Here is a 23,010-nt window from a genome sequence, read left to right as displayed (position 1 = left end):
CGTGCAGCATGCGCGTTTCATGAATCCGCTGCTCGCAACAAGACGCCTGCGCGAGCCGCCATGCTCTGTACGCGCCGCCGCACGCCATAGCAACATGCCTGCACGGGGTGCAACATTTTTTCGGCACGACGCTCGCGAGCCATCATGCCCTGCGTGAGCCACACCGTCCTTCGAAGCGGCGTTTACGCACCGCCTCGCGCCCGAACCTCGTTCACGAGCGCAATGGCCTCTTGCTTGCTGTGCACCTCGAGCTTCTGATACACATGCTTGGTATGCATCTTAACGGTATTGCGCGAGAGCACCAGCCCTTCTGCAATCTGCCCCAGCGTCTTGTCCTGCGCAAGATAGCGAAGCACGTCGAGCTCGCGCGGCGTCAACCCATGCTCTTCCGCAAGGATTCGGCAAGGTTCCCGGTAGAACGCGTCTTCCATGGCTTCGAGCGATGCCCGATTCGCATCTTCGGTGCCCGAAGAATTCGAAGGGACTGGCTCGCGTTCGGCAACGCCGCCCGACACAAGACCGGCCGAATCCTCCTCGGCCTTGTCATTGCGCCTAACTACATCAGGCAGCGGCGCCATGTTCATGAAATGGTTCGGATCCCTGAAGAAGAACATCGCCGCCATCACATACACGAAGACCAGCAGCAGAGAAGCCGCCTGCATACTGATTCCAAAGGAAGCCAGCATCGTCGCCCCGGCCGCAAGCGCCGCACCCAAGCTGTGCCCGAGCGTCGCAAGCAGCCTCGCTCCCGCCGCCGCACCCGCCATCCAGCGGCTCAACCGCACGCAGCGCACGGCAAGAAGCCAGGTCGTCGCCTCGAAAAACCCCATGCCGACCGCTTCGAGAGCCACGTCGGATCCCGGTACCGCAGCGCTGATCAGGGGCGCAAGCAAAACGCCTGCGGAGACGAACGCAACCCCCGACCTGAGCATCTCCTGAATGCCCCACGCATCGCGACGAACGACCAACGCGGCCACGACGGCGAGCATAACGGAGGAAAACGCCACGTTGCACGATGCCCCCTCCACCGCTCCGCCACGGAAGAACCCAAGCATCAAGGAGGAAATGAGCATGGTGACCACGAGCCGGCCCGAAAACGCCTCGCGCAGCCTGCCCGACCCCGCACGCGGCCGATCGACCTTATCGCTTTCTTCCTTCGCAACCGTCCTTAAGATGAACGCGCCGATCAGGATTCCGGCCAGCACGAACGCGCACGAAACCGCCATCTGGCCCGATACGGAAAGCCCGCAAGAGGCGGACACGGCCGTGATCGCGGTATCGAGCACGTATGCTCCTGCAATTCCCGCAATGGACGCACCCGCCAAGGCGTCGCCGTCGACCTCGACGAAAAGACCTGCGTACGCTGCAGAGGAAGGAACCGCCTGGAGCTTCGCCAAAACGAGACCCAGAACAAGCAGGAATCCGGCAAGACCGTGCGAAGCAAGGCCCGCGCGTAAGAAACCGAGAAGCATCGCGCCGAGAACGGACGCCGCAAGACATCCGGCACCGGAAATAAGCAGGATGCGAAGCCCCCTGTCGCGCGCTGCGGCATCCGAAGGCGCCACGCCTCGCGCACGCCGACGATGAACGAGCGCGACGATTCCGAAGAACGCGGCATAGTCGAAGATGGTGGCGATACGCGCGATCGCATAGGCATTCGGAAGAGAGAGAACGCATGCAAGCGACGAATCCATGATCCAGATGCCCGCGAACAGGCATGCCAGTCCCGTGGCCGCCATCGCTGCGATACCCCGCGCGCGACTCGTCCCCTTCATGCCCCTCCCATTAATGCCATGGTATGAATAGCACTTATCATCCCAGTTGAAACGGATAATCTATCCGTCATCATCTCAACACCCTCAAACAATATTACCCATATATGGGTGTATCGTCCACACCTGCGCAGGCCTACATTCAGGGATGCTGGCGCATGGAAATGCCAGCGCATTCACGATTCGACCAGGAGGGGTTCGAATGGAAAACGCACGTAAGAACGTATTCTCCGGCTCCGGCATGACGCGCCGAAGCTTCGTCGTGGGCATGAGCGCCACGGCTATCGCAAGCATGCTCGGGCTTTCGGCCTGCGGCGCGCCGAGCACTGTCGGCGACTCATCGAATGCGACCGCGGAAGACTACGACATCGTGATCGTCGGTGCCGGCGGAGCAGGCATGTGCGCCGCGATCGCGGCCTTCGATGCAGGCATCAAGAACCTCGTCATCCTCGAGAAGGCATCGATGGTCGGCGGCAACACGAGCTTCAGCTCGTCGGGCATGAACGCCTCCGAGACCAAGTTCCAGAAGGAACAGGGCATCGAGGACAGCAACGAGCTCTTCGCTCAGGAAACGCTCGACGGCGGGCACAACACCGGCGACCCCGAGCTCGTCGACTTCATGTGCGATCATTCCGCCGGCACCATCGACTGGCTCGACGGCCTAGGCATCAGGCTGGACAACATCACGAGCACAGGCGGCATGTCGGTCAAGCGCTGCCACCGTCCCACTGACGGCTCTCCCGTGGGAGCAACCGTCGTGCCCGGCCTTGAGGCGCAGGTCAAGGACCGTGACATCAAAGTTGTTAAGAACTGCCAGGTCAAGAGTCTCATCGTCGACGACTCCGGCGTCGTGACCGGCGTCATGGCCGACAATGCCGGCTCCGAAGCGACGTATAACGCCAAAGCTGTCATCCTCGCGACCGGCGGCCTGGGTTCGAACAAGGAGCTCATCGCCAAGTACCGCCCCGACCTGAAGGACTACGCCTCCACCAACCAGCCCGCCGCCACCGGCGACGGCTACGTCATGGCTGAAGAGGCGGGCGCCGAGCTCGTGCAGATGGATCAGATCCAGATTCATCCGACCGTCGGCCTTGTCGAAGGCGCCGATGGCAGCAAGCCCGCCCCGCTCATCGCCGAGGCCGTGCGCGGCGGCGGCGCCATCCTGGTCAACCAGGACGGCAAGCGCTTCTTCGACGAGATGAGCACACGCGACAAGGTGTCCGCTGCCGAGCTCGAGCAGCCGGGCGGATACGCCTGGGAGGTCTTCGACCAGACCGTCTACGACAACAACAAGGCCGTCAAGAACTACGATTCCCAAGGCCTCGTCGTCACCGGATCCGATCTCGCCGACCTGGCCTCTAAGATCGGTGTCGACGCCGATACGCTGAAGGCCACCGTCGATGCGTACAACGCCATCACCGCCGAAGGCAAGGAAGACGAATTCGGCCGCACCAAGGGCTGCATCGAATTCGTTGACGGAAATTATTACGCCATCAAGGTGTCGCCGGGCGTCCACCACGAGATGGGCGGCATCAAGATCAACACCTCCAACGAAGCCCTTCGTGCCGACGGCACCAAGATCGACGGCCTCTATGCGGCCGGCGAAGTGACCGGCGGCATTCACGGCAACAACCGCATCGGCGGCAACGCGGTCTGCGACGTCACGACTTTCGGCCGTAACGTCGGCGATGTGGTGGCCGAAGCCATCGCGTAACGATTCCAGCCGGAGCAACGCTGCCCGACGATCGAGCACGCGGTCCATCGCATCCGGAATCGATGGACCGCAGCTCTTGCGCGTCGGAGCTCCCTGGCTTCGAAAACGAAGCGCGACTCGTGTCGCGTTCGTTCCCTCCAAAAGCGGAGCCGACGGGAAAGAATCCGTCGGCTCCGCCTCGTTCATCAACCGGCGCGATTTCACCAAATCTCGAATCGATGGTTGTTATTACCATGAATCCTTAAGAAACAAGCTGTCCTCTGTAGGAGCATACGCATGACACTGGCTGCAGTAGTTGCGTTTTACGCTCATGTCTTCCGCATGGCAGTTTTCGCAGGAGACGTATCCTCCATGAAGCGAATCATGAGGATTCCACTCGCCAAGATTCTCAGTGAGTTTGGCGACCGCTTCATAACTGCCGCCATGGCATCCGAGGCATTTCGCATCGAAATCCGAGACCGGATAAAGCGCTTCCGTTACCTCGCCCTGCTCGGATGAAGCAATATCCGAACCGGAAGCTCCGTCGGACGGCTGAGAGCACGCAGCAAGCATGAGGGCTGCCGAAACTATGGCGATGACGAACGCAGAGACTGCGACGTTCTTTTTCTTCGATGCCTTCATGCCTGGTCTCCCTTCAGCATATGCGTCGCCGCAACATAGCCGAACGTCGCAGCGCGTCCGACCGAAGTTCCTGGTATATGGCGAGGATAGTTGCCTGAATAAAAATTGCCCGAAGCATTCCCTGTTGCATACAGCCCTTCGATAGGCTTGCCGGCACGATCGAGCACGTTGGCATTCGCGTCGATAGTAAGACCGCTGACGGTCGCGAGAATAACGCTCTGCGAACGAAGTGCATACCAAGGCCCGTCTTCTCCAAAGGGCTTGTTATTGCCAGTCCAGCGATAGTAATCAGGTTCACGCTCAAGACCATCCTCAAAGGCTTTGTCGTAGCGCTTGATCGTATCTTTAAGACCGACCTCATCTATGCCGGCCTTCGCGGCAAGCTCTTCAATCGTGTCGGCTCGGAAGAGGTAACCTTTCTCTTCATCAAGCGCGATTTGCTTATCGGCGTTTGGAACCTTTTCCAACGTCTCGCCAAACATCGACTGATTCCAGATGCTGAAGCACGACTTTCCGCGGCGGATCTGCACGTTTACGCAGTTCGAAACATATTGGCGGGGATTATTCTCGTTGACGAAACGCTTGCCTTCATCCGTCACGATGATGCCAAGATTCATGGGACCTGGAAAATACACGCGCTTTTCGACGAAGGTTCCAGGCGTTGCGTTGCTGAAGTTCATAACGGCATGAGGCAGGCTGTCCATATCCGCCCCAACTTTCAAGCCCATCATATGACCGTCGCCAGTGGTTCCCCACGACGGGTTCCACCAGCTCGAAGACTCGTAATCCTCGGGGCGAACCCACGCTTGCATCATCTCGGGGTTGGCATCGTAACCTCCTGTAGCGATGAGCACGCCCCTGCTCGCGTTGATGCGCAGGTAGCTACCATCTTCGGTCTTTGCCACGGCACCGCTGACACGACCCTGATCTTCGCGAATGAGCTGCACGGCAGGAGTGTTGTAGCGGATATCAAGCGCGTCGAACGTCTTAGCCGCATCGCGCAGAGCCTCACATACATAGAGGCCGAACAGCCAGGTTTTGCTCATGCCTTTCGGCAAACGAAAATTCACATAGGAATCGATGACGGGAAACCCGTTGTAGTTGGGAGCCTGGTCGAACTTATACATCTCAATACCTGAGTCGACCTTATCCATCATGTCCTGCCAGAAGTCGGCCGTTTCTCCGGAATGCGCTATGTACGACTCGATGGTTTGAGGATCGACACGCCAGTCCGCAGCACGGAGTATTTCGTCCTTGAGTTGCGTAGCGTCTATCTCAAGACCCTGTTCGACCTGGAATCGGGCACCTACGGCACCGAAACTTTCCCAAGCGCTGCGGCCCTTGCTCATCTTTTCGAGCGTAATGACCTTTGCACCTTCGCTCGCAGCCTTCAGACTGCCGATCAGCCCGCCGATGCCGGCGCCGATAATGAGAACCTCGCAGTCTTCTTCCGCAGAAAACTCCGACTCGGGAATCTCGCGATCTTCGAATGCAACCGGGCCCCTTGGACCTGGGCATGTTGCCTTGAGCATAGGTAGCATAGTTGCATCATCGCCAAGCGCCTTTGCATATAGGTTTGCCGCATCCCCGGTCGATTCCGTTTCCTTGGCGAGAGCGCTTGCCGTCGGTTTAGCAAGCATGCATGCACCAGTCGCAGCTATGCCGGAAATACCGATGCCTTTCAAGAATGCTCGTCTTGATAATTCTGATCGTTCCATCCTTTCCCTCCTTCTTCCGGGCATGCACGGCTCCCCTTGCGCCATGCCTCCTTCGCCCTTGATGCAACCGTAAACCCTCGACCAGGTCGAAGGTCAACCCTCTCCTGAAACGCATGGAGTGCCCGAGGCGAGAGGTGGGGCATAATGCACTTTATGAACAGACGCTCGAACGACGAGGCGGAGGGGAGAGGCCATGTACCGCATTCGGGAATTCTCGGCAATGACGGGGCTTTCGCAATCGAAAATCCGTTTCTACGAGAAACGCGGGCTTCTGCTCTCGCACCGTGAGGAAAACGGCTATCGAGTCTTCACACCCGAAGACGCATTCCGATCAAACGCGTTCCGCATGCTTCTTCAGTATGGATTCAGCATCGAAGAGGCTATAGAGCTTGTGGACGCCGATCAAGAAACTCATAGTTTCATACATACGCTGCAAACGCAGCATAAGAAGCTCCTGCACGAAGCCGACGTCATCTCTTGTCGTCTAGCTCGCATTCAAAAGGCACTCACATCTGCGAATTCGGATATCAGCGCTGATTTCGAGGTCGTCACGATGCCTGACTACTTTTTCGTACGCGCATCGTTGGGAAGTGACTTCAGCATCTCCTTGGAAAATGCCTCGGCACGTGCCGAGCTGTACGACCTGCTGTACGTAAGCCACTGCGTACGTATCATCAGATACGAGAACCTTATTGATGATTCTCCCGAGGTCGACATCGACTACGCGAATGCCATATCGGAAGAAGACGTCTATCGAGTCAGCGAATCGAGCAGAGCTTCCTTGAGCAAGTTTCGACTGGGAACGTGCGTCCGATTCCGGCGACGGCTGAATCGGACGGAAAGCGTACGAAGATCATCGTTCTCCGAACTCTACGATTATCTTGACACACATGGCTACAAGGCGAAAAGCGATGCGATTATCTTCCCTTCGTTCCTCAATCTCGACAGCAGGAACAGCGATATAGAAGTCATCTACGTGCCTATCGTATAAACAACTCTAACCTGCCTCTTTGCGGAAAACTCAAGAAACCGCAATCTCTTGGGGAACATGCCTGCGAGGAAATATAATCTATGAAGGGGAGTTGCATCGGTCGGAGATTCCAAGGGGCTGCCTCGACGATCCGATGCAGGTATGCGCGGCAAAAAGGGATGCATCGTGTATACGCCAGCTTATCTTCGAGATCAGAGATTCGTCCTCAATGGAAGGACCTCGGCCAACGCCTACAAGGCGGAGACCTCCCTCGTGCGCATCGAACACGAGATCGCAGGCTCCTCGATCGGCCCGGCCCTCATTCAGGCCATCGCCCGTATCGAAGCCATCACATCGGTGCGCATAGACGGGCAGATCCCCGCCATGCGCGACCTTGCGCTCATCGATATCCTCGGCGATATCGATTCCCGAGATTTCCTGCATAGCCGCCAGGTCGATTCCTGCTTCTGCGAACGGGCCGCCACGCTCGATGCCCTGAAATACCTCAATACGCTGAGATGGATCTCGCAAACCGTGCATCCTGGATTCGTCTTCACGCCCGAATTCATACTCGACGTGCATTCGCGGTGCATCTACGGCAAACCGGCCGACCAGACGGGAGCGCGATTCAGGCACAGGGAGTTCATTCCCGTATCCGACGGCCCCATGAACGGCCTGCGCCCGCCTGTTCCCACGGATCTGCCGGTCTATATCGACGACCTCTGCCTGTTCATGAATAACGAATGGTTCTCGCCTATAGCGCAATCGGGTTTCATGCATTTCCAATTCGAGTGCATCAAGCCGTTCAAGAGCGGTCGCGACCGCACGGGCAGGGCGCTTTGCCACGCGCTTTTCAAGTCGCGCGGGCTCACGAAAGGCATCATCGCGCCCATCGCTCTCTGGCCGGCCATCAACACTCCCGACCACGCCAAACACCTGCTCCCTTACAGCTTCAGAGACCTCTCGAACGAACAACGCCTGGGTGAAGCCATGGATTCCTGGACCAATTTCTGCGCCATCAGCCTTGCGGCCGCCGTAGGCATAAGCTCTGATTTCATCGACGTCTACACTCGGCTCGAAGAGAACTGGGAGCGCCGGTTCGGAAAGGTAAGCCGCGGTTCCGCCGCCCAGGCCCTCATGCGCCTTCTGCCCGGGTATCCCTATATCACGGTCGACTTCGCGAGACGCCTTATAGGCAAGGGGCTTTCAGCCACCAACGATGCCGTGGACCGCCTGGTCTCCGCCGGCATGATCAAGGTCGTTGAAAACGATCTGAGCCTCGGCCGCGTTTTCGAAGCGACCGAGGCCCTAAGCGTGTTCGACCGCTTCTACGATGCCATGCTCAACGACGAGCCCATTTCGCGCGATTCACTCACCGGGCACTAGCATGGTCTTTCGCGCCAACGTGGCCACGGACGCATAGAACGGCAGCTTCGCGCCCGACCGAACCTCTTCGGCAAACGAGGGAAGCCAGCGTCCAAGATGCTCCTCGCGAAAAGCATCGGCACGTTCTTGCAGTTCGAAAGCCGCCGATTCATCCCCTTGTTCCCACGCCTCAGCCTCTTGCGCGGCGAGCATAGCAAGGAATTCCAATTCGACGGCGATGTGGTCAGGGTATTCGACAAACCGCTCGGGCATGTCGTACCCGCTGGCCATGTACGCCGCATGCACCTCCCGTTCGGCGGGGCCCCGGAGACGGCCGCGCCCCTCGAGCCCATCCCTTGTCGCATGGACCGATTCATACGGCGGAGCAAGCAGTTTGCCCGGCCCCACGAACAACCGATTGTAATCAGCCTCAAGCTTCAGATATGCGGCCTGTTCGTCAAGGGCCGACAGGTCGCGCGCGAACGACTCCACGTCATCCAAAGCCGCACGTATCTCCGAATCGGAGCATTCTCCCAGGATTTCACGTAGCGCTCGCGTCAGCGAGCCTCCTTTGACCTCGAGCGCGAAGTCGGGCGACGGTTGAAGGAAGCAACGGGCAAGAAGCTCGGCGAGCTCGGCATCGGATTGGGCAAGCGCCGCGTTTTCGCATACAGGCATGAACACCATCCTCCTATCGAAGAAAGCGGCCCGATAGATCGCCCTCCGCTTAGATGCCGCAATCGGCAGGAGCCGACACGGAATACGCGCAAGAGAGCCTGGCCAGCGGAATGCCGAAGCGCTGCCGGCATTCCGCTGGCCGAATACCCTATCGGGAGGTGGGAACGGATCGCCAGTAATAGACGTTCGGCGCCGTGCCTTCGTGTTCCAGATAGCGCTCCACGTCCTTGCCGGAAACGATCTTGGAGACCTCGGATTCCGGATCGTCCAGATCGCCCACGACGATTGCGCGATTCGGGCAGCACAGCTGGCACATGGTGGTTTCCACGCCGTTGGACAGACGGTGGACGCACATCTCGCATTTGTCTGCCACGCCCGCATCGGCATCGATTGCACGAGCATCGTACGGGCAGGCCGATACGCACGATGCGCAGCCGATGCAGATATCTTTATCAACCACGACCACGCCATCTTCGCGCTTCGACGTGGCACCCACGGGGCACACCTCTATGCAGCTCGGCGTATCGCAATGCTGGCATGGCACGGGGCGCCACATGAATTCAAGCTTCGGGTACGATCCCGTCGGCGTATCGAGCACCGTGGTGCCTTCCGCGTTCAGCACACGAATCCTCTGCAGGTCGTCGGCTACCTTGTTTTCCATCTTGCAGCTTATGGTGCAGGTGCGGCATCCGACGCAACGATGCAGGTTGATTGCGAAAGCGTACGTAGTCATCCCTCGCACCTCCTATGCCTTCTCGATTTCGACCAGATTGTCGTACGGAGCGAAGTTCGTTTCGAAGATCGCATCCTGTACCGGATTGAGCTCCATCTGAAGCAGATCTCTGTAGTGCCCTTCGGGGAAATCCCTCGGCCACCAGCCCTGGCGCTGGTTCACGCAGCCCGGCTTGATCTCTTCGGTCACCAGAGCCTTCACCTTGTACGACCCGCGTTCGTTGAAGACGCGCACCATATCCCCCGTCCGTATGTCGCGCTCGTGCGCATCGTAGGCGGAGATCTCTATCCACGGCTCGGGGATGACCTCGCGGATCCACGGCAGATTCACGTGCTGCCCATGGGTGGTGTACACGGTGCGCGCGTTCATGAAAGTCAGCGGATAATCCCCCGCCATCTTCTTGCGGTTGCTTTCTATGGGCTCGTAGTAGGTGGCGATCTCCTCGCCGAAATCGGTCAGGCCTTCGGTGTAGATCTCCAGTTTGCCCGACGGGGTCGCATAGCGCTGGCTCGTGAAGGGGATATACGGGTCGTCGAAATTCGCGCGTACGACCTGCTTCTCTTCAAGCTCGTCGAAACTTACGGTATTGAACTCGGGAGCGGCGTTTCCTTCGATGGCGAACTTGCGCAACCAATCCTTCACGTCATGCTTCCACGAGGTCTCGTCCTTGATCCCGAAGCGCTCGGCGAGCATCTGCCCCACTTCGTAATCGGTCTTCGCTTCGTACAGCGGGGGAATGACCTGCTTCCTCATCTGAAGGTAGAAATTCGACCAGGAGCTGATGACCTCGCACGGCTCCTCGTAATACGAGGTTATGGGAAGCACGAGGTCGGAAAGGTCGGCCCCTCCGTTCATCATCTGCTCGGACGTGATGATGAAATCGAGCTGAGGCAATACGTCTTCGATCATCTTCACGCCTTCGGGCATCTGCGAGCCCCATCCGTAATTGTTGAACCAGACGAGCTTGACCGGATGCGGCTGCTGGCTCGCCACGAGATCCATCCACTGCGTGCCTGGAAGAGGGGTCGCTGCATGACCGGGACGAGGAACGACTCCTTCGGGATTCACGCTGAACAGGATGCGCATGAGGGTGCCTCCCGCCCAGTTGACGTTCGCGTGGGGCTTTCCCACGTTGCCGGTTATAGCCGCCATCTGAATGGCTGCGCGCGTGGGAAGATGCCCGTTCCAGTATCGATTCGTTCCCTGGCTGATCTGCAGCTTGCTCGGCGTCTCCTCGACGTAGATGCGCGCGAGCTCGACGATGTCCTCGGCAGGCACCTCGCATATCGCGCTTGCCGATTCGGGATCGTAGTCCTTGACCGAGTCGACGATGAGCTGGAAAGCCGGAACGAGGCTGCGTTTCACGCCATCGAGCTCGACCTCGTAGCTGCCCGTGAGAGCCGCGTTCTTGGGAACCTCGCACGCTGCAGGGACCTCGCCTTGAACGGTCACCGACGGGTAGGCGGGCTTCAGCGCGTCGTCGAGAGGCGCGACCTCGGCCACGGATTTCGCAGACGCATCCCACACAAGATAGTTCGCACCCGACTTCGCAAGTTTGCGGGTTTCGGGATCCACAAGGAAAGCGCCGTTGGTATACGTCCTGATGTAGTCGCTGTCGTATGCCTCGTCCTTGATGATGCAATGCATCATGGACATCATCAAGGCGGCATCGGTGCCGGGACGGATGGGAACCCACCAGTCCGCTTTCGCCGCCGTTCTCGAGAAGCGGGGATCAACGACGATCAGACGGGCGCCGGCCTCCTGGGCATCGAAGACGAAGTGCATCTCCTGCTTGTTCGTCTCTGCATAATTGCAACCGAACATGATGATGGACTTAGAACCCACCATGTCTTCCCAGCCCGCGGAGTCCTGCTGTATGCCCATGGTCGGCATCCAGCCCATATTGCAGCCAAGGTCGCCCATGATGCCGAAGTTGGTCCACTGGGTTCCATCGTAGGTGTTGGCCATCATGGCCGAATAGCATTGGGGAATGATGCCGTAATTGCCCACCATCGTGAACCAGGAATTCGCGGTGGGGCCGTAATGCTCGATGTTGTAGCTCATCTTCTCGTAAATGAGGTCGATTGCCTCATCCCACGAGATGCGCTGCCATTCCCCCGCGCCGCGCTCGCCTATGCGCTTCATGGGGTACTTCACCCTGTCAGGCGAATACACGCGCTGCATCGCATTCGAAATGCCGCCCAGGCAGATGCGATTATAGTTCGTGTCGGGAAAGTCCGCCGGCTCGACCTTGATGATCGTGTCGTCCTTCACGAACGCGTTGATGCCGCAGCTGCCCACGCAATTCGGCGCGCAGGTGCATCGCGCGACCCTGTCGTGGTCGGGCTGCGCCATGCCGGTCGCCGGCGCCTTCTCCTGGTCGGATCCTGCGGAACAGGCCGTAAGCACCGATGGAGCGATGGCTCCGATACCGGCCGCGCCCGCCAGCTTCAGGAAGCTTCGACGCCGCAGAGACTTCGACCCACCCTCTGTGTTTCGAGACATTGGTACCCCCTTACCCTCGAACTTGATGAAGGGGAAGAGAAGCGTCCGCATAGGGCGGCCTTCAACCGATTGGCAACCCTTGCCCGTTTCACGACGTCCCTCCCCCTGTACGTCAAGCCTCACTATGAGAGCCGCGGAGAACGCCTTCAAGAGGATTGCGGTTTTTACGATTTTCCGTCAGGCCTGGTTGGGATCATGAAGACACGCGTCTGGACGACGATGCAGAACCTGCCCGAAGATTTCCTGGACAGCAGCCTCTTGTCGCGAGGCCCTTTCTAATGAAAAGCCTCGCGACACGCCGGGCTCAAGCGTCTTTACGCCCTGGTCGCGATGTAGCAGCAATGGATGCGCGGATTGCGCTCGAAATCGTGCGGGATGGTCCGCTTCGTAATGTCCTCCAGCGCCACGCCGGCACGTGCCAGCCCCTCGAGATCGGGGCGGAAATTGCGCAGGTTGCAGCTGAACACGACCGCGCCGCCCGGCGCCAGCATGCGCACCGCATATGCGAGCAGGCGCACATGGTCGCGCTGCACGCTCCATGTGCTCTTCCCCATGGCCTTGGAATTCGAAAACGTCGGCGGATCGACGAAGATCAGATCGTACACCCCGCCGCGCATGCATTCCTCTTCGATCCAACGCAGCACGTCGGCTCTCACGAATCGATGCTCGGGCCCATCGAACCCGTTCAACGCCATATTCTTCCGTGCCCATGCAAGATAGGTCTGAGAAAGGTCGACGGTCGTCGTAGCCTTCGCACCGCCCGCGGCCGCATGCACCGTCGCCGTGCCCGTATAGGCGAACAGGTTCAGGAACCGCGTGCCCGCTGCCATCTTCCCCACCATGACGCGCGTGTCGCGATGATCGAGGAAGATGCCGGTGTCCAGATAGCTTCCCAGATCGACCTCGAATACATGGCCTGCCTCCTGCGTGTAGGCCACGCAGCTTTCCTTCTGCTGATCGACATACTGCCCGCCGCCGCGCTCGTGCCTGCGCGTCTTGGCGAACACATGCTCGGCCGGAACGCCCAGCGCAACCGGCACGATGCTCATCACGTCAGCGAAACGCGCCTGGGCACGTACAGGGTCGATCGTCTTCGGCGCCTGATATTCGGCCACCACCACGTAGCTTTCGCCCGCGCTCTGCCGCACGCCGTCGTATCGATCGATCGCCACCGAGAAATCAGGCAGGTCGGCGTCGTAGATTCGATAGCACGACACCCCCGACTTGGCGGCCCACTTGCGACGCTCCTTGGCGACCTTGCGCAGACGGGCAGCGAACTGATCGGCGCCTTTGTCGCATACAGGCACCTTCGCATCCCGCCCTGTCGAAGGGTCGGGCACGACGATCTCGCCGATGCGCGGCACCGGGCATTCGAGAGCGGCATCATGAGCGAATACATCGGTGCTCGATGCGGTGCCGTCGGGGCTTTCAAGGCCGCCGATCCCCCTGCCGTCCTGCGCGGTACCGGCCGTTTCCCTGGTTCTTTTCTCCGTCATTTACCCCACCAGCCCGAATGCCGTCATGCCAAGCACGATCTGCGTACGCACGCACATCGGATCGGCGCATGCGTCAAGAAACGACGGAATGTCCGCACGCGCAAGCTCGAACGCCTCGATGAACTCGGTCGGCTCGGTGCAAGGCTCTCCCGCCTTTTCCACCAGCGCGAACACCAAGGCCACGCTTTCGTCGGTCACGCCAAGCGTCGAAAACCCGGGATGCGCGAACCTGAATGCCCGTGTCGGCGTGCCGTCGGCCTCGCGCACGAACGCATAGCCGGTCTCTTCCCGAAGCTCGCGATCGGCGGCCTCCAGGATGTCCTCGCCCGGCTCAACAAGGCCGGCGGGAAACGCGATCGTCCATGCATTCACGGGACATCGGAATTCCCGGGTCAGCACGAAGGCGCCTGCGCGCGTCACGCCGACGATGCAGACGGCATCGCCGTCTCCCGCAACATCCTCGCCCGCAGCGGCAGCGTCAAGAGCGGCGCGATAGACGGCATCCTTCTTGCGCGACACCGTCTCATAGGTATGCACGCTTCCGTCAGGCAGCTCGAAATGCAGGTCGAATTTATTCAGCCAGCCAGGACTCAGCAGATCCGCCTTCATGAGCCGCGGCGTTTCCCCGCCCTTGAATTCCATGCGCACGCACGCCTCCTCGCATCGATTCGCTTTCCCGCCATTATCACCCACGAACGCCGATCGGCCGACGGCAACGCGGCCGTGCGAAGAAGCTATGATCGCGCGGGCCGCCGACAGGCTCGAACCCCCGACGCGGATGACGCCGTGCACGGCAATCGTAATTTGATGCATCATCAGCTGGAAGTTTGATGCATCAAATTGAATGATGAGGCATGAAAAAGCTCTCGGGCGCCACTGCGACGCGATGCCGTACAATCTTCCGCACGCACCCGCATAGAAGGAGCCCCATGCGCATCGCCGACCTGCCTATAGACGTCCGCGGCATCATCTTCGACCTTGATGGCACGCTCTTCGATTCCATGCCCTATTGGGAAAATCTTGGCGAAGATTACCTGCGTTCCCGAGGCAAGACGCCCGCTCCTGATATCCGCGCGCAATTCAAACGTCGCACGCTCGAAGGCTCCGCCGCCTACATGAAGGAAGCCTACGGCCTTGAAGAGCCCGTCGAAGAGGTGATTTCCGGCATCGTCGCCGGCATCGAACGCCCCTATCGCGAACTCATCCCCCTCAAGCCCGGCGTGCGCGAGATGCTCGACGCGCTGGACGGCAACGGCATCCCCATGGGCATCGCCACGGCCACCGACTACGACCTGGCGCGCGCCGCGCTTGAGCGGCTCGGCGTCTGGAACCGCTTCGGCTTCCTGCACACCTGCGGAACCGTCGGCTCCGACAAGAACGATCCGCGTATCTTCAACCTCTCGCGCAAACGTCTGGGTACGCCCCTCTCTCAGACCGTCGTCATGGAAGATTCCCTCCATGCCATAGAGACGGCGAAGCGTGCGGGATTCCCTATCATCGGCGTGCTCGACCCTGCCGCCGAGCGGGAACGCGAGCAGATCATCCGGCTCTCGGATGCCACGATCGCGAGCTTCGTCGGGCTGTTCTGAGCCGCCTCTCTTTCCAACGACTCGACCTTCCGGCATGAAACCCGGCAGCAATGCGGAGGGTTTCCGCAAGCATCCCGCACGCGGCCGCAACGCCGTATAATGGCACGTGCCTTGGGCACGAACACGCAGCCGTCTCCCCTCGGGCAGGCGGCGCGCACCGCATCGAATCCATAGAGGAGACCAACCATGAGCAACTGCCTCGTCGCGCAGTCGGGCGGCCCCACCGCCGTCATCAATGCCAGCCTCGCCGGCGTCATACGCGCCAACCAGCTCAATCCCGTGTACGACCGCGTCTTCGGCGGCATCCACGGCATCGAAGGCGTCCTTGACGGATCCCTGTACGACCTGACCGATCTTTCCGGCCGCGATATCGACATCCTCAAGCAGACTCCTTCGAGCGCCCTGGGCACCTGCCGCTACAAGCTCAAGCGCGGCGATGACAAGGACTACAAGCGCCTGGTGGAAGTCATGGATGAACACGGCATCGACGCGATGTTCTACATCGGCGGCAACGATTCGATGGACACCGTGGACGCCCTGTCCGAATGGGCCCAGGCCAACGGTATTTCCAAGCGCTTCATCGGCATCCCCAAGACGGTCGACAACGACCTTGTCCCCGTCGACCACTGCCCCGGCTTCCCGAGCGCCGCCAAAGTCGCCATCGAAATCACGCATGCCACCTATCTCGATTACGCCGCCTACACCCGTCCCGAAGTCTTCATCCTCGAAACCATGGGGCGCGACGCCGGCTGGCTGGCCGCGAGCTGCTGCGTTTCGGGCGACGTCGACTTGCTGGTCCTGCCGGAGGTCGACTTCGACGCCAAGGCGTTCCTCAACCAGGTTCAGAAGAAGATGGCGCTCAAAGGCGAATGCTACATCGTGGTGAGCGAAGGCGCCCACTATGCCGACGGCACCTACATCGCCGCAGGCAAGGCCGCCAACGACGGCTTTTCGCACGCCGTGCTCGGCGGCGCGGGCCAGGCGCTCAAGCAGATCATCCTCGATTCGGGCATCGCGCCCCGCGGCGTGGTGCAGGACCTATCGCGCGCCGCGCGCTCCAGCAACTTCGCGCAAAGCCTCGTGGACGTGACCGAAGCGTTCGAACTGGGCATGAGCGCGCATATGCGCTCAGCCGACCCGTCGTTCACCGGCAAGGTCGTCGGCATCCGCCGCGCCTCCGCCGACGGAGCGTATAACGCCGAGTTCTTCGCCGGCCCCGCAAGCGAATTCGCGAACGCCGTCAGGAACTTCCCCGCCGAATGGATCCTGCCCGATTACCAGGGCGTGACCGAAGAAGCGCTCGACTACTTCCGCCCGCTCATCGAAGGAGAGCCCAAGCTCGTCTTCGAGGGCGGCCGTCCGGCGACGCTCGTCCCCTTCAACAAGCGCTAAGGTCGCTCGAGCGTGCACGAAGAGCCGCGGTCTCGAACCCGTCCCACCGCCTTCTACGCCGCCATCGTGTTTCTGGCGGGAGCATGCTATGCGGCATCGCCTCCGATCATCAAGGCGGCCGAGGCAAGCGGCTTCACGTGGCAGCAGACGACGTTCGCCCAGTGCCTCTTCGGGCTCGTCCTGTTCGCCGCCGCCGCAGCCGGAGCGGTCGCGCGAAAGGCGCCGGGCACGCGCATAGACCTGCGCGAAGCGCTCAGGCTCGTCACGCTCGGCCTGATCACCTGCTCGGTCACGCTGCTCTACACATTTACGCTTTCGCTCGTGTCCGCGAGCATGGCGCTCACGCTGCTCTTCCAATTCGTCTGGATGGGAATCGCGCTCGAAGCCATCCTCGCCCGTAGGCCTCCCAAGCCCGTCGAGCTCGTAGCGACGGTGTTCGTGCTGGCAGGAGCGTATCTTGGAAGCGGTCTCGCCGACGAAGGCATCGGCGCCCTCAGCATCGTCGGCTTTGTCGCAGGCGTAGGAACGGCCGCCTGCTACACCGCGAACCTCTTTCTCAACGGACGGATGGGCGTCTTCACGAACTGGGCCGTGCGCGGCCTGTTCGTGAACATAGGCACGATGATTCCTGCGTTCATCTTCTGCCCCGCCTTCTTCACGTCCGGAGCCCTCGCGCACGGCATCGCCCTTCCGGGCTTTTCGCTCGGGCTCGTCGGGCAGCTGCTGCCCATCGTGCTGCTCGGAATCGCCACGAAGCATCTTCCGGCAGGCCTTACGACCATCATGGCATCGAGCGAGCTGCCCGTCGGCATTCTGCTCGCCGTCCTCGTGCTCGGAGAATCGGCGACGCCGCTCAAAGTCCTCGGCGTCGCCTTCGTGCTCGCCGGCATCGCCATGACCCAGATCCCCGAGCTTGCGCGCATGAGAAAGACCCCCGAACGGAATGCTCCGGACAAGAATGCCATCGCCTGATGGATGGCGCGGGAATGCCGTCGAGCCCATCCTTCGCAACCTCACGCGCGGGTAACGGATGCGCAAAAGTTCTATGGCTATCCACGAATACCGCCTTGCCTTGCCCATAGCCGCGACATTTTCTATAGAATGAATCGATGCTTCGGGGGCGCATCTCATCATCCCAGACCACCGCATGCGGTTCCCCCCGAACGACCGAAACGCGAACGCATCAGGATACGGAGGGGCGCGTGGTGCATACATATGCAGCGACGGCCGCATCCGGCATGCCGGCCGCGCCTTCGACCCGCCCGATCGTCTCGTTCGTCGTACCCTGCTATAACTCGGCCGCCTACATGCGCACCTGCATCGATTCTCTCGTGCCCGCCCTCGATTGCTGCGAAGCCATCATCGTGAACGACGGCTCCACCGATGCGACACTGGCCATCGCCCGCGAATACGAAACGGCATATCCCGATTCCATCCGCGTCATCGATCAGAAGAACGCCGGATGGGGCGGCGGCATCAACAACGGGCTCGCCTGCGCGCGCGGGACGTATTTCAAGGTGGTCGATTCGGATGACTGGCTCGACGTTCCCGCATTCAATCGGGTCCTCGACGTGCTTAAAGCCCATGCCACGCCCGAGACCGCCTTCGACCTCGTGTTCTCGAACTTCGTCTACGACCATGTGACGGATGGGACGAAGCACGCCATCCGCTACGACGGCCTCATGCCGCAAGACCGGCCCTTCGGATGGGAAGAATTCGGGAAGCCGCGCATCGACCAGTACATCATGGTCCACGCAACCTGGTACCGGACCGATCTTCTGCGCGAAAGCGGCGTGACCCTTCCCACGAACGTCTGTTACATGGACGGCTACCTCATGCTGCATCCTCTGCCGCTCGTGAAGCGGCTCTACTACGTCAATGCGGACGTCTACCATTACCTGATCGGTCGCGAAGACCAGTCCATCGGCATCGAAACGGTGAAGAAGCGCATCGACCAGCAGCTTCTGGCCACGCGCCTCTGCATCGGCGATCACGATTTCAACCGCCTCAAGCAGCAGGACCCGCCGATGGCGGAACTCTACGCGCGCTACGTATCGGCCATGATGAGCGTATCGACCATCCACCTGTTCATGATCGGAACCCCTGAGGCGATCGCAAAGAACCGCGAGCTCTGGGCGTACATGAAGCGAACCAACCCCGCCCTGCACGCGCGCGTCGCACGGTCGCTCGCCGGCCTTGCGAACCGGCGCACCGCCTTGTTCCGCAAGGCCGCCGTCGCGGTATTCTCGTACGCGCAGAGGAAATACAAGTTTGCCTAGGCGGCAAGCTTTCGACAAAGGCCGGGCATTCGTGAACGCGAGACGCACAGAAGACAACGCAAGGTCCTCATCGGGCGCGAGGCAGGGCTCTTCCCGCACGGATTTCCCTTCCGAGCCGCCGCGCATCACCGGCCGCCGTTTCAACGCCATCCTCATCGCGCTGGCCTTCGTGATGCTGTTCGGATACCTTTTCATCGCCGATGAAGGCCCTAAGACGCTCGAAGCGGTACGCCGGTTCAACTATTGGTTCCTGCTCGTCGCGTTCGCGGGAATGGCCGTCTACTGGCTGCTCGAATCCCTCTGCATGCAGATACTGGTCAACAAACTGCATCCGGGGTTTTCGTTCCTCAAGACGAACGTCGTCACGATCATCGGGCAGTATTTCAACGGCATCACGCCGCTTTCGAGCGGCGGTCAGCCCATGCAGGCCTATTACTACCGCCGTCTGGGGCTTCCGCTCTCCGATGCCATGCCTATGCTGCTCTGCCGCTTCATCGTCTACCAGACGACCGTGACGCTCTATTCGTTCATTGTGCTCGCACTGCACTTCAATCGCATATCGTCGCAGATAGACGCACTTATGGCGCTTGTCGTCGTCGGGTTCGTCGGAGGCATCGGACTCGTGGCCGCCCTGCTTGCGCTCGCGTTCGCGCGCAAGTCGACCACACGGCTCGCGCTGTGGGTCATCGGCATTCTGGCGAAGATCAGGATCGTAAGGCATCCCGAACGCACCAAGGAGCGCGCGCTGCATTCCATGGACGAGGCCTACGATGGCGTTTCGTTCCTCCTGCACGAGCCGAAGCTGCTCCTCAAGGTATCAGGAGTCACGTTCGTGCAGCTCACCGTGTTCTTTTCGATATCCTTCGCCATTTATCTAGGCTTCGGGGAAACCGGAAGCGACATCCTGACCGTCATCACCTACCAGGCCTTCGTGTACATGATCTCGTCGTTCGTGCCGCTGCCCGGCGCGATGGGAGCCGCCGAAGGAAGTTACGTGGCGTTCTTCTCGTCCGTGTATTCAAGCAGTTCGCTCGTGGCGCTTTCCACCTTCATCTGGCGCCTGTACACCTTCTACCTGCCTATTGTCCTCGGCATGTGGCTGACGGTCCTGATCAATAACCCCGAAAGCCGTCTCTCGCGCATCATCGTCCGGCAGGACGTTCGTGCGGCCTTCAAAGATCTGAAGGTCGAAGACCCCGAAAACTAACGAGGAGCCCGAGGGGCCGGTGCCAGGGCAGGTTCCTCGCGAACCGTATCTGCTGCGCGCAGGCGACCGACTGGCTCCGGAAGCCACATCGGCCATTCGCAGATAGCCGACCGGCCCCGGAAGAACGGACCGGCTCCTCGTGAACGGCGTGCGCCTGATTCCGGGCGAGCCGGATCCTAGGCGATCTGGATCCTAGGCGACCGTCGCCTCGTATCCGGCATCGACGACGGCGTCGATGAGAACCTGATCGGAGACATCGGCGGAAAGGGCGACGGTAGCGCGGTTTTCTTCCAAGCTGACGTCGACCGACGCGACGCCCTCCACCTTCTCGAGCGCCTTCGTCACATGGGCGACGCAGTGCTGGCACATCATGCCTTCGACGTTCAGGGTCTTTTCCATGAGAGGTTCCTTTCCTTCCGATTCGTGCGCAGGTTCGTCGCCTGCGCGTTTCTGAACGACCGCATTGCCCGCCGATACCCGGGCCTCACCATCCATCGATGCTCGAATCGCGTCGGTTTCGGTCGATTCCTCGCCTGAAGCGACGGCATCACCCACGCGTCCCTGCATACGCGCATCCTCGGCATGCGGGGACGACTGCGGCGCCTGATCGGTAAAGCGCGGTTTCCACCTGCGCAGACGCAGGGCGTTGCCGACGACGGTCACCGAACTCACGCTCATGGCCGCGGCGCCGATCATCGGATTGATGGTCAGCCCTGCCCAGCTGAAGAATCCGGCGGCGATAGGGATGCAGATCACGTTGTAGATGAGCGCCCAGAACAGGTTCTGCTTGATCGTGCGAAGCGTCCGCCGGGAAAGCTGGATGGCGGCGGGCACATCCATGAGATCGCTGCGCATGAGCACGATGTCGGCCGACTCGATCGCGATGTCGGTTCCCGCTCCGATGGCGATGCCCACATCGGCGCGGGCGAGAGCGGGCGCATCGTTCACGCCGTCGCCGACCATGGCGACTCGGCCTTGATCGGCAAGGCGCGCGATTTCCGCGGCCTTGTCCTGGGGAAGCACGCCGGCGATGACCTCGTCGACGCCCGCCTGGCGCTGGATGGCGGCGGCGGTGCGTTCGTTATCCCCGGTCAGCATCACGGTGCGGATGCCCATGGCGGAAAGCTCCCGAATCGCGCGGGCGCTCGTCGGCTTGATGATGTCGGCAAGCGCGACGACGGCCTCCAGGCGTCCTCCGCGCGCGAAGAACAACGGGGTCGCGCCCTCGTCGGCGAACGATGCCGCACGAGCGGCGAAACCTTCGACCGGAACATCATGCGCATGCATCATCGCAAGGTTTCCCACCAGACATGACGCCGATCCGATCTGTGCACGCACGCCCTGGCCCGGCACCTGCGCGAAATCGTCGACATCTACGCCGGATGCGTCGATGCCCTTCTCGGCAGCATATGCGACCACCGCCTTGCCGAGCGGATGCTCGGAACGCTGCTCGATGGCGGCGATCGTGCGCAGCGCCTCTTCGACTTCCACGCCTTCGGATGTCAGGAAGGCCTGCACGCTCGGACGGCCGACCGTGATGGTTCCCGTCTTATCGAGCACGACCGTCCGCACGGTGCCCGCGATCTCGAGCGATTCGGCCGATTTGATGAGGATGCCATGCGTGGCGCCGCGCCCCGTGCCGACCATGACGGCCGTCGGGGTGGCCAGGCCGAGCGCGCAGGGGCAGGAGATGACGAGCACGCTGATAGCGAAGTTGAGCGCACTGGAAAACGGAGCGGCCAGCATGATCCAGACGAAGAGAACGAGCGCCGCGAATCCAATCACGACAGGCACGAAGACACCGGCGATCTTGTCCGCCGTATTCTGGATCGGCGCCTTCGACCCGGTAGCTTCGTCGACGAGCGCGATGATGCCCGCAAGGACCGTGTCATCGCCGGTGCGGCGGACCTCCATCGTGAAGTATCCCGCGACGTTCAAGGTCGCACCCGTGACCTCGTCGCCCGCAGCCTTGTCCACCGGCACGCTTTCGCCGGTGAGGGCGCTCTCGTCAAGGGAAGCGCTGCCTTCGATCACCACGCCGTCGAGAGGCACGCCTTCGCCCGCACGCACCACGAGCACATCGCCTATGCGGACCTGCTCGACAGGGACGACCTCTTCAACGCCGCCTTTCAAAACCGTGGCCGTCTTGGGTGCAAGGTCCATGAGCTTGCTCACGGCGTCGGTCGTGCGGCCTTTCGCACGGGCTTCGAAATACTTCCCCAGCGTGATCAGCGTCAAGATCATGCCCGCCGAGTCGAAATAGAGCCCCATGAAGGCATCGTGCGCGGCCTCCAGATCGCCTGCGCCCAGGGAAGCGGCCATGACGAACATCTTCCAGATGCTGTAACCGGTGGATGCCGCCGCGCCGAGCCCGATGAGCGAATCCATGTTGGGAGCACGGTGGAACAGGCTTTTGAATCCGTTGCTGAAGAACTTGAAATCGACGAAGATGATCGGGGCGACCAAGACGAGCTCGGCCAGGGCCGTGACCATCATATGCTCGCGGCCAAGGAAGACGCTCGGAAGAGGCCAGCCCATCATATGGCCCATGGCCAGGTAGAACAAGGGAATGCAGAAGACGAGCGAGGTAATGAGGCGCATGCGCATGCGCTTTTCCTCGGCAGCGGCGCGCGTGGTCGCGGCCTCGTGCGCAAGCTGCGCGGTGCTCTTCCCGCCGGTCGACGCGGACGCAGAAGCCTTGCGCCGAGGCTCGGCCCCGTAGCCCGCCTTGTCGACCGAAGCGGCGATGCGCTCGTTGATGCGCGCGACGTCCTCGGGCGAAAGATCCGGGGCGTATTCGACTTCCATGCTGTTCTTCAGCAGATTCACGGACACGTCGGCCACGCCTTCGACGGCGCGCGTGCAGGTATCGACGCGTGCCGAGCAGGCTGCGCACGACATGCCCGTCACATCGAACGTCTGCTTCATATCCTGCCTTCTTCCTCTTGACCGACGAGACGGCCCCGACCGA

General features: G+C 60.9%; 17 protein-coding genes. 8 read left to right on the top strand and 9 right to left on the bottom strand.

Features of this window, described 5'->3' with window-relative positions:
- Positions 1-182: 182 nt before the first annotated feature.
- A complete protein-coding gene (locus tag HMPREF1155_RS03185; protein WP_039993253.1) occupies positions 183-1,775 on the bottom strand; it encodes a LuxR family transcriptional regulator in 1,593 nt (530 codons plus the stop codon).
- Between the two features lie 199 nt (positions 1,776-1,974).
- On the opposite strand from HMPREF1155_RS03185, the gene HMPREF1155_RS03180 reads away from it, so the two are divergent.
- Positions 1,975-3,486 carry a flavocytochrome c gene (locus tag HMPREF1155_RS03180; RefSeq protein ID WP_006362323.1) on the top strand — a complete coding sequence of 504 codons (1,512 nt, stop codon included), beginning with the start codon at positions 1,975-1,977 and terminating at the stop codon, positions 3,484-3,486.
- 228 nt (positions 3,487-3,714) lie between these two features.
- On the opposite strand, the gene HMPREF1155_RS03175 is transcribed toward HMPREF1155_RS03180, so the two are convergent.
- Together HMPREF1155_RS03175 and HMPREF1155_RS03170 are read right to left on the bottom strand one after the other, a co-directional pair.
- Complete coding sequence (locus HMPREF1155_RS03175; protein ID WP_009077221.1) at positions 3,715-4,107, bottom strand: cytochrome c3 family protein; 393 nt, start codon at positions 4,105-4,107, stop codon at positions 3,715-3,717.
- Positions 4,104-5,825 carry an FAD-dependent oxidoreductase gene (locus HMPREF1155_RS03170; RefSeq protein ID WP_009077110.1) on the bottom strand — a complete coding sequence of 574 codons (1,722 nt, stop codon included), beginning with the start codon at positions 5,823-5,825 and terminating at the stop codon, positions 4,104-4,106. The genes HMPREF1155_RS03175 and HMPREF1155_RS03170 overlap by 4 nt, the downstream gene beginning before the upstream one ends.
- A 193-nt stretch (positions 5,826-6,018) precedes the next feature.
- Here HMPREF1155_RS03170 and HMPREF1155_RS03165 point away from each other — a divergent pair, with 193 nt between their 5' ends.
- Both HMPREF1155_RS03165 and HMPREF1155_RS03160 read left to right on the top strand, forming a co-directional pair.
- Positions 6,019-6,816 carry a MerR family transcriptional regulator gene (locus tag HMPREF1155_RS03165; RefSeq protein WP_009077305.1) on the top strand — a complete coding sequence of 266 codons (798 nt, stop codon included), beginning with the start codon at positions 6,019-6,021 and terminating at the stop codon, positions 6,814-6,816.
- Between the two features lie 165 nt (positions 6,817-6,981).
- Positions 6,982-8,181 (top strand): Fic family protein, encoded by a 1,200-nt coding sequence (locus HMPREF1155_RS03160; protein ID WP_238319076.1) that lies wholly within the window; start codon positions 6,982-6,984, stop codon positions 8,179-8,181.
- Here the strand turns inward: HMPREF1155_RS03160 and HMPREF1155_RS03155 are convergent.
- From HMPREF1155_RS03155 to HMPREF1155_RS03130, 5 genes are all read right to left on the bottom strand, one after another.
- Positions 8,164-8,838 carry a molecular chaperone gene (locus HMPREF1155_RS03155; protein WP_039993250.1) on the bottom strand — a complete coding sequence of 225 codons (675 nt, stop codon included), beginning with the start codon at positions 8,836-8,838 and terminating at the stop codon, positions 8,164-8,166. The genes HMPREF1155_RS03160 and HMPREF1155_RS03155 overlap by 18 nt on opposite strands.
- A 148-nt stretch (positions 8,839-8,986) precedes the next feature.
- On the bottom strand, positions 8,987-9,571 hold the full coding sequence (locus HMPREF1155_RS03150; protein ID WP_009077420.1) for a 4Fe-4S dicluster domain-containing protein: 585 nt from the start codon (positions 9,569-9,571) through the stop codon (positions 8,987-8,989).
- 12 nt (positions 9,572-9,583) lie between these two features.
- Positions 9,584-12,076 (bottom strand): molybdopterin-dependent oxidoreductase, encoded by a 2,493-nt coding sequence (locus HMPREF1155_RS03145; protein WP_009077512.1) that lies wholly within the window; start codon positions 12,074-12,076, stop codon positions 9,584-9,586.
- A 314-nt stretch (positions 12,077-12,390) separates the two neighbouring features.
- Positions 12,391-13,572 (bottom strand): class I SAM-dependent methyltransferase, encoded by a 1,182-nt coding sequence (locus HMPREF1155_RS03135; protein ID WP_009077457.1) that lies wholly within the window; start codon positions 13,570-13,572, stop codon positions 12,391-12,393.
- Entirely contained in the window at positions 13,573-14,214 is a 642-nt protein-coding gene (locus tag HMPREF1155_RS03130; RefSeq protein WP_304411936.1) for an NUDIX hydrolase, read from the bottom strand. It lies immediately after the preceding gene.
- A gap of 287 nt (positions 14,215-14,501) precedes the next feature.
- On the opposite strand from HMPREF1155_RS03130, the gene HMPREF1155_RS03125 reads away from it, so the two are divergent.
- From HMPREF1155_RS03125 to HMPREF1155_RS03105, 5 genes are all read left to right on the top strand, one after another.
- Complete coding sequence (locus HMPREF1155_RS03125; protein WP_009077229.1) at positions 14,502-15,161, top strand: HAD family phosphatase; 660 nt, start codon at positions 14,502-14,504, stop codon at positions 15,159-15,161.
- Between the two features lie 186 nt (positions 15,162-15,347).
- Positions 15,348-16,553: a diphosphate--fructose-6-phosphate 1-phosphotransferase gene (locus HMPREF1155_RS03120; protein WP_006362334.1), complete on the top strand. Its 1,206-nt coding sequence runs from the start codon at positions 15,348-15,350 to the stop codon at positions 16,551-16,553.
- A gap of 12 nt (positions 16,554-16,565) precedes the next feature.
- Positions 16,566-17,525, top strand: coding sequence for a DMT family transporter (locus HMPREF1155_RS03115; RefSeq protein WP_009077209.1), 960 nt, complete (start codon positions 16,566-16,568; stop codon positions 17,523-17,525).
- A gap of 233 nt (positions 17,526-17,758) precedes the next feature.
- A complete protein-coding gene (locus HMPREF1155_RS03110) occupies positions 17,759-18,832 on the top strand; it encodes a glycosyltransferase family 2 protein (RefSeq protein ID WP_238319074.1) in 1,074 nt (357 codons plus the stop codon).
- Between the two features lie 31 nt (positions 18,833-18,863).
- Complete coding sequence (locus HMPREF1155_RS03105; protein ID WP_009077474.1) at positions 18,864-20,039, top strand: lysylphosphatidylglycerol synthase transmembrane domain-containing protein; 1,176 nt, start codon at positions 18,864-18,866, stop codon at positions 20,037-20,039.
- Positions 20,040-20,231: 192 nt separating this feature from the next.
- On the opposite strand, the gene HMPREF1155_RS03100 is transcribed toward HMPREF1155_RS03105, so the two are convergent.
- Positions 20,232-22,967, bottom strand: coding sequence for a heavy metal translocating P-type ATPase (locus tag HMPREF1155_RS03100; RefSeq protein WP_009077336.1), 2,736 nt, complete (start codon positions 22,965-22,967; stop codon positions 20,232-20,234).
- Positions 22,968-23,010 lie beyond the last annotated feature (43 nt).

It is taken from the genome of Slackia sp. CM382, from assembly GCF_000293015.1.
Lineage (GTDB): Bacteria > Actinomycetota > Coriobacteriia > Coriobacteriales > Eggerthellaceae > Slackia > Slackia exigua.
The sequence above is the reverse complement of the archived record's forward strand: the minus strand, read 5'-3'. Positions and strand labels throughout refer to the sequence as shown.